We start from the raw sequence: 7948 nt of genomic DNA, 5'->3' as shown, positions 1-7948 counted from the left end.
GTGACCCTCAACGGTTTTCAAGACCGCCGCTTTCGACCACTCAGCCATCCCCCGATTTTTTCAATCTGTCACTGAAGCGAAACTGGAGGCGGCACCCGGAGTTGAACACGGGGATCACGGCCTTGCGGGGCCGCTGCCTTGGCACTTGGCTATGCCGCCATCTGTAAAAAGCTTGATTTTTCTGGAGGCGACACCCGGATTCGAACCGGGGATCAGGGCTTTGCAGGCCCGTGCCTTACCACTTGGCTATGTCGCCATTTCCGATTGGAGGCGGCACCCGGAGTTGAACACGGGGATCACGGCCTTGCGGGGCCGCTGCCTTGGCACTTGGCTATGCCGCCATACTTTATAGAAATGGTGCCCGGAGCCGGACTTGAACCGGCACGAACAAATGTTCGAGGGATTTTAAGTCCCTTGCGTCTACCGATTCCGCCATCCGGGCAGTAAATTTGTTCGGTTGTCAAACTATCACAAATTATCTGGATACAACTATGGAGCGGGAGACGGGGGTCGAACCCGCGACCCCGACCTTGGCAAGGTCGTGCTCTACCACTGAGCTACTCCCGCATGTTTTGGGACGGGTATTATAGCCCAAAATTTTTGTGTTGTAAAGAGTCTGACATGGCAAAAGCCGTTTTTTGCGTCCTGTAAAGCGGTTTTTCGATACAATTACCCAAAAATCAGAAACAGCAAGGATCCACAATGCGAAGTGACATCATCAAAAAAGGCTTCGAACGTGCACCGCACCGCAGTCTTCTGCGTGCGACCGGACTGAAGGACGAGGATTTCGACAAACCGTTCATCGGGGTAGCCAACAGCTACATCGACATCATTCCCGGCCACTTCTTCCTGCAAGAATACGGCCGCATCGTCAAAGAAGCGATCCGCGAAGCGGGTGGCGTGCCTTTCGAGTTCAACACCATCGGTGTCGACGACGGCATCGCCATGGGACACGACGGCATGCTCTACTCGCTGCCAAGCCGCGAAATCATCGCAGACAGCATCGAAACGGTGATGAACGCCCACAAGCTCGACGCACTCATCTGTATCCCCAACTGCGACAAGATCGTTCCCGGTATGGTGATGGGCGCGCTGCGGGTCAACGTCCCTACCATATTCGTCTCGGGCGGACCGATGCGGGCCGGCCACCTCAAAGACGGCACGCCGATCGACCTGGCCACGGCTTTCGAAGCGGTCGGACAGCGGGCCAAAGGGGAGATCACCGACGAGCAACTCTACGAAATCGAGTGCGAAGCGTGCCCCAGCGGCGGATCGTGTTCGGGGATGTTCACGGCCAACTCCATGAACACGCTGTGTGAGGCGATGGGGATCGCCCTGCCCGGCAACGGTACGGTGCTGGCGATGACCGAGGAGCGGCTGGAGATGGTGCGCACGGCGGCCAAGCGAATCGTCGAGATGGCCAAGGCCGAAGGTCCCAACATCCGCGACATCCTCAACGAAGACGCCGTCAACAACGCTTTCGTCGTCGACATGGCCATGGGCGGCAGTACCAACACCGTCTTGCACATGATGGCGATCGCCATCGAAGCGGGCGTCGACTACGACCTCAAAAAAATCAACGAACTGAGCGACAAAGTGGCCAATATCGCCAAAATCTCCCCCTCGTTATCGACCGTTCACATGGAAGATATCAACCGCGCCGGCGGCGTGAGCGCCGTGATGAAAGAGATCTCCAAGCGGGGCGACGTGCTCAGACTCGACGCCATGACCGTCACCGGCGAGACGATCGGTGAGCGGATCAAAGACGCCGAGATCAAAGACACGAACATCATCCACCCCATCGACAACCCCTACTCCCAGGTGGGCGGCCTCTCGATCCTCTACGGCAACCTGGCCGAGGAGGGGGCCGTGGTCAAGAGCGCAGGTATCGCCCCGCACATGCGAAAATTCCGGGGCAAAGCGGTCTGCTTCGACAGCCAGCCGGAAGCGATTGAGGGCATCATGGGCGGCAAGGTCAAGGCCGGTGACGTAGTAGTCATCCGTTACGAAGGACCCAAAGGCGGCCCGGGCATGCAGGAGATGCTGGCCCCCACCAGCCTCATCATGGGGATGGGCCTGGGCGACAAAGTAGCTTTGATCACCGACGGAAGATTCAGCGGCGCCACCCACGGCGCCTCCATCGGGCATGTCAGCCCCGAGGCGGCCGAAGGGGGCGTCATCGGGCTGCTCGAAGACGGCGACATCATCGAACTCGACGTCGACGCCCATATCCTGCGGGTCGACCTCAGCGACGAGGAGCTGGAAAGCCGCCGAAAAAAGTGGCAGCCAAAGAAAAAAGAGGTCCCGGGCAAATGGCTCAAGCGCTACAGCCTGCTGGTCTCCAACGCCGCCCACGGCGCGGTACTCAAGACGGAGTGCTGACGACAAAAGGAGGGAACGTCATCTCTCGCGTTCTCCTCTTTTCCCCTCCTCTTCACCCGGCTTCCTGAGCCGGTCTATCTCCCTGCGCATGAATTCCGGCACGATCCTTTTGAGCTGTCCGGTTTTGTCTTTCGTTTTGAGAAGCGCTTCGATATCCTCTCTCAGCCTTTGTATATCGTACTTCGTCGATTTCGCCACATAGATCGACTCGTATTTCGTTTTGCACTCGGCCTCGTCGATCAAGAGCTCTTCATAGAGCTTTTCACCGGGACGAAGACCGGTGAACTCGATATCGATCTCATTCTCTTTGCCGTAGAGGCGGATCATCTTTCTGGCCAGGTCGACGATTTTGACCGGTTCGCCCATGTCGAGAATGAAAAGCTCGCCCCCTTTGGCCATGGCCGCCGCCTGCAGCACGAGCTGGCACGCTTCCGGAATCAGCATGAAATAGCGCGTGATTTCGGGATGGGTGACCGTGACGGGTCCGCCTTTTTGGATCTGCTCTTTGAACTTGGGCACGACACTTCCGCTGGAACCCAGCACGTTGCCGAATCTTACGGAAACGATTTCGGTCCGGTCCGAGGGGACATTCTGGGCATAGAGTTCCCCCACTCTCTTGGTGGCCCCCATGACATTGGTGGGGCGCACCGCTTTATCGCTGGAGATGTTGACGACCTTTTCGACACCGTATCGGATGGCCAGATCTATGACGTTCTTGACGCCCAGGACGTTGTTCTCTATGGCCGCATCGACATTCTCCTCGCAAAGCGGCACATGCTTGTAGGCGGCGGCATGAATCACGATATCGGGACGATACTTTCCGAAAATCTCCTCGAGTCTCTCTCTGTCCAGCACCGAAACCAGTTTCGCCACCGCCCGCGAAGCGTCGATCTGCTCGGCGATCTGATAGAGATTGTATTCGGAATTGTCGACCATGACAAGCCGATCCGCACCGAACCTGAGTACCTGCCGGCAAATCTCGCTGCCGATACTCCCCCCCGCTCCCGTCACGAGCACCGTCTTGTTTTTGACGAACGTTTCGATCGCGTCGATATCGAGGTCTTTGGGTTGTCGCGCCAGCAGGTCTTCGATGGCGATATCCTTGAGCTTTTCGTCACGGTCGGCGAGCAGGGATACCAGCTTGATCTCTTTTATACCCAGATCGTTGAGCTTTTCGACGATCCGGTCGAGCTCTTTGGGTTCGAACCTCTGGGCGATCAGAGCGGCCTGCACCTCCTCTTCTCTTACGATATCGGAAAGCTTTCCGATATCGTAGACTTTGACGTTTTCCACATAGGTTCCGGCCATCCTCCCGCCGATATCGATCACACCTACCGGATAGAAAGGAATGTCTCCCGAAAGTCCGCTCCTGATGATCTGGGAAGTCCGGGGGGAGACCCCTATGACGACGCTCTTCTTTTTCTCGCCGCTTCCGGCACTCTCTATGACGAGCCGTTTGGAGATACGAAGCCCCCCGATCAGCAGCATCGAGAGAACGAAATCGATGATGATGGCGCTTCTTGGCATCGGCGTAAACCACTCCTTCGCGAAAAGAAAAACGACGACGAAGGCCGCATAGGCGAACACATGCCCCAGAAAAAGCCTCTTGAAATCGTGGAGTCCGAAAAACCTCCATGAACTGAAATATACCCGCAAAAGAAAAAAGGCCGCGATCTTGAAAAAGACGAGAACGACATAGACGCGCCAAAAATTGTCGAGGAAATGGGGAGGAATCGCGAAATTGAAACGGAGTGCGTAGGCCGAATAGAGCGTCACCGCACTCAGGAGCAGGTCACTCAGTACAAAAAAGAGAATCCTCGTTCCGAACGTGGGTCTTATGAACATATCGCCTCCCGGACGATGGCGGAAATTTTCTCGACATCCTCTTTTTCAAGAGACGTACCGCTGGGAAGGCAGAGCCCTCTGGCGAAAAGCTTCTCGCTCACTCCGCCGCCATACGCTCTGGCGCCTCTGAAAAGCGGCTGCATATGCATCGGCTTCCACAGCGGTCTCGACTCGACGTTTTTTCTCTCGAGTGCACCGATCACCTCGAAAGGATCGGTTTTTTCGAATGTCAGTGTGGTCAGCCACCGGTTGCCCCGGCTCTTTTCGACCTCGGGCATCCAGGAGATCTCTTCGATATCCTCCAGAGACTCCCGGTACCATTCGAAAATCTTCCGCTTTTTTTCGATCCGTTCGGGAAGAACCTCCATCTGCCCCACACCGATCGCCGCCAGCACGTTGCTCATGCGGTAGTTGTAGCCGACTTCGGTATGCTCATACCATATCGCCTCTTCCCTCGCCTGGGTGGAGAGTTTTCTCGCCTTCTCGATATCTTCCGCTTTCGCACCCACCAGCATGCCCCCTCCCCCGGTCGTAATGATCTTGTTGCCGTTGAAAGAGTAGATGCCGAACCGTCCGAAAGTGCCCGTCTGCTTCCCGCCATAGGTCGCCCCGAGACTCTCTGCCGCATCTTCGATCAGCAGAACACCCTTTTCTTCACAGATTTGGACGATCTCCTCCATTTTCGCACTCTGGCCGTACAGATGCGTGAGGATCAGCGCTTTGGGCTTCTCCCTCTCTATCGCCTCTTCCAGAAGAGTCGGATCGAGATTCCAGCTCTCGTCCGAATCTATGAAAACGGGCTCGGCATTCTGGTAAAGAATGGGCGCCACGGAGCCGATAAAGGTAAAAGTGGAGGCCAGCACCCTGTCTCCCCTCTCCACGCCGCCGACCCTCAGAGCCAGATGGATCGCCGCGGTCCCGGAGCTCAAGGCCACGGCGTGTTCCGCTCCCGTGAAAGAGACGACGGCGCGTTCGAACCTGTCGACGAATTGACCGATGGGTGCGATATAGTTGCTTTCGAAAACCTCCTTGACATAGTCGGGTTCCGAACCGCCCATGTCCGGAGGGGAGAGAAACACTCTTTTGTCCATCTATGCGCCTTTGATCGTTTTAAGAAGGATTTCCAGATCCCCTCGGAAGCTCCAGTTTCGGATATATTCCGCGTTGATACGCACTTTGTCCGGCCAGATCACTTCCCGGTTGTAGCGCTCGGGATCCTCCTGGTTGGCCAGGATCTCCTCCTCGTTTCTGTATTTCAGCGTCGCGGGCCCCGTGATGCCGGGTCGGACCGAAAGCACGACGCGGTCCTCCCCCTCCAGCCGGTCAGCGAATCCCGGAACGTCGGGCCGCGGTCCCACGAAGCTCATCTCTCCCTTGAGGATGTTCCACAGCTGGGGAAGCTCGTCGATCTTCGTTTTTCTGAAAAAACGGCCGCTTCGCGTGATCCGCGCATCCGACGCGGTCGTAACGGTCGTATCCACCCCTTCGAGCGGCTTCATGGTTTTGATCTTGATCACACGAAACAGCTTTCCGTCCTTTCCCACACGCGTCTGCAGAAAAAAGCCGTTGCTCCCGGTTTCCAGGGAAGCCACCGCCCATGCGGCCAGTATCACGGGCGAGAGCACCACGAGACCGGCGGCCGAAAGCGTCACATCGAAAAGGCGTTTGACTATTTCGTCGGAACGTTTCATAGTTTGAGTCTGTACACTTTCGACCAGGGAGAACTTTCGACCAGTTCGAACAGGTCGTCGTTGTAGTTCCCCAGCACGAAAAGCTGGATATACAGCGAATTGTACATCTTTTCATCGAGAAGCAGAAAAGCGTTGTAGCTTTTCATGAAAATCAGCGAGATTTTCGCCTCCGGATTGACGTTCTGCACATTCGTATGGTTTTTACCCTTTTCGTCGAGTGTCGTGACGACGAACCGGCGAAGCTGCGTCTTGCGATTGCCCAGATGCAGTATCGCCGTACGTTTGTCGAGCTTGATGCCCCCACCGAGTATCAGCTCGTCGGGCGAATCTTTGAAATTGTTGATTTTGTAGAAAAAGTTGCGTTCGTACCGTTCGCCGGTTTTGAGGTCGAGATTGCTGAAGACGGCGACCGTCGGGAAAATGTCGATCATTCTGTAGGGCAGATAGAGAAACACTTCCCGGGTTTTTTCAGGCATCTTCACCGGGGCCGTCTCGGAGAGTCTCTGAAGATAGTCGTTGGGGTCGACGGGATGCTTGCCGTTTTCAAAGAGCGTGTCCGCCACCACCTTGTAGCCGGAGGAGACATAGGTCTCCACCGCGATACGGCTGAGCCTGGCCGCCTCGAGCTGCGAATCGGTCGTCAGGATTTCGGAGACGATGAAATTGTCGTGATCGTGCTTTCCCCCGTCGATCAGTGTGTTTTTGTCGGCGTAATACCAGATGGGATACCCGTAGTCCCACCACGCGACCACATAATCCTTGTCGCTTCCTTTTCTTTTGAGTCCGTCCAGGACTTTCACCTCTTCGGCGTTGAAGACGGTGGGAACTTTGTAGTTTTGGATATGGGCTATATTGGGCCAGAGCGCCAGAAGGGTCAGGATCCCCGTGGCGAGATAGCGCAGACGCTCGTTCTGCATGAAAGAGGTGACGACGAAAATGAGATAGACGAGACTGATGGCCGCCACTGGCACAGCATAGACCGTAAAACGCAGGCCGCCCCACAGCGAAAAGATACCGATGCCGATGAGAGGCAGAGCGAGAATGAAGGAGCGGTGGCGGACAACGAGCAGGATGTAGCCGATCACGGCGGCGAAAAGCCCCGGCACCGAACCGCTGATCCGTTTGGCCATCAACTCGAAGGGGATCTTTCCCGCTTCGCGTACCGTGGCGTTGACCTGGAAGAAATGAAGCCCCTGGGTTTCGGTTCCGCGGACGGCGTAACTGGCGATCTTGTGCCATATGAGGGGGAAGACGTCGCCGAGCCACAGAAAAAGAAGGACCGCGACAGCTGCGAAGATCTTCTCGTGCATTCCCTCCAGACGCTCCTGCCTGAAAAGAAGATAGGCGAGCGCGATCGCCGCGATTTTCGCCGGCCAGTAGAAGGGCATCAGCGCCAGAGCTATGATCGCGATGGATCGGTAGGTGAAGCGGTCCCGGGGATGGAAGACGACCATATAGAGCATATACATCAGCCCCATCGCGTAGATGATCGAAAGCCCCATATCATACAGAAAAGGATAGAGCACGATCGTCAGCGCCGCCAGCAAAAGGTGGGCATAGTCCTCCTTCTCGATGGCGCCGATGAGAAAATAGAGAATGAACATCGGCGCCATGGCCGAAAACATATCCGTATCGTAATAACCCGTCATCGTCCGGTTGTAGTAGCTCCAGGCGATCGCTCCCAGCAACGCGGCGAAAAAACCCATCAGCGTCGAATGGTAGAGACGGCCTATCAGAATGATGGGAACGACGACGAGACCGGAAATGACGGTGGGCATATAGAGGATCACCGTATCGAGAGAGAAAGGAAGGAATTTCGCCGCCAGATAGGTGACGAACACCGTGGCGGTGTAGAAGATGTCGGGGACCCTGGGATTGTGCTGCAGCGTGCCGAAAAGCTCCTTCTGGACACCGGAAGCGAAAAAATAGCCGTCGTTGGTGTTGATCATGATCTGCCCGTTCCAGAAAAACTCGGGATGCGCACCCGCCCACTGGACCCAGATCATCCGCATGGCGATACTGAAAAGATA

5 protein-coding genes and 5 tRNA genes are annotated in these 7948 nt (G+C 56.1%); 1 reads left to right on the top strand and 9 read right to left on the bottom strand.

All coding sequences use genetic code 11. The features are described from left to right. Window positions 1-83: 83 nt before the first annotated feature. From Q1K23_RS06105 to Q1K23_RS06085, 5 genes are all read right to left on the bottom strand, one after another. A tRNA-Ala gene (locus Q1K23_RS06105) sits at window positions 84-159 on the bottom strand. Window positions 160-182: 23 nt separating this feature from the next. After that, a tRNA-Cys gene (locus Q1K23_RS06100) sits at window positions 183-256 on the bottom strand. A 9-nt stretch (window positions 257-265) separates the two neighbouring features. Next, a tRNA-Ala gene (locus tag Q1K23_RS06095) sits at window positions 266-341 on the bottom strand. 14 nt (window positions 342-355) lie between these two features. Next, window positions 356-442 (bottom strand) — tRNA-Leu (locus Q1K23_RS06090). A gap of 50 nt (window positions 443-492) precedes the next feature. Continuing rightward, window positions 493-567, bottom strand: a tRNA-Gly gene (locus Q1K23_RS06085). Between the two features lie 135 nt (window positions 568-702). Here Q1K23_RS06085 and ilvD point away from each other — a divergent pair. After that, window positions 703-2382 carry a dihydroxy-acid dehydratase gene (gene ilvD / locus Q1K23_RS06080; protein WP_300363261.1) on the top strand — a complete coding sequence of 560 codons (1680 nt, stop codon included), beginning with the start codon at window positions 703-705 and terminating at the stop codon, window positions 2380-2382. Between the two features lie 18 nt (window positions 2383-2400). On the opposite strand, the gene Q1K23_RS06075 is transcribed toward ilvD, so the two are convergent. From Q1K23_RS06075 to Q1K23_RS06060, 4 genes are all read right to left on the bottom strand, one after another. After that, entirely contained in the window at window positions 2401-4227 is a 1827-nt protein-coding gene (locus tag Q1K23_RS06075; RefSeq protein ID WP_300363260.1) for a nucleoside-diphosphate sugar epimerase/dehydratase, read from the bottom strand. Continuing rightward, the gene (locus Q1K23_RS06070) at window positions 4218-5318 is read right to left on the bottom strand and encodes an aminotransferase class V-fold PLP-dependent enzyme (RefSeq protein WP_300363259.1); all 1101 of its coding nucleotides are present in this window, start codon (window positions 5316-5318) and stop codon (window positions 4218-4220) included. The genes Q1K23_RS06075 and Q1K23_RS06070 overlap by 10 nt, the downstream gene beginning before the upstream one ends. Beyond that, window positions 5319-5918, bottom strand: a complete 600-nt coding sequence (locus Q1K23_RS06065) for a sugar transferase (protein WP_300363258.1) — start codon at window positions 5916-5918, stop codon at window positions 5319-5321. It lies immediately after the preceding gene. Beyond that, window positions 5915-7948: STT3 domain-containing protein (locus Q1K23_RS06060; protein ID WP_300363257.1), on the bottom strand; the 2034-nt coding region annotated here is incomplete at its 5' end. The genes Q1K23_RS06065 and Q1K23_RS06060, both read right to left, overlap by 4 nt.

The sequence above is a fragment of the Hydrogenimonas sp. genome, from assembly GCF_029933015.1.
Lineage (GTDB): Bacteria > Campylobacterota > Campylobacteria > Campylobacterales > Hydrogenimonadaceae > Hydrogenimonas.
This window is presented reverse-complemented; position numbering and strand designations above follow the sequence as displayed.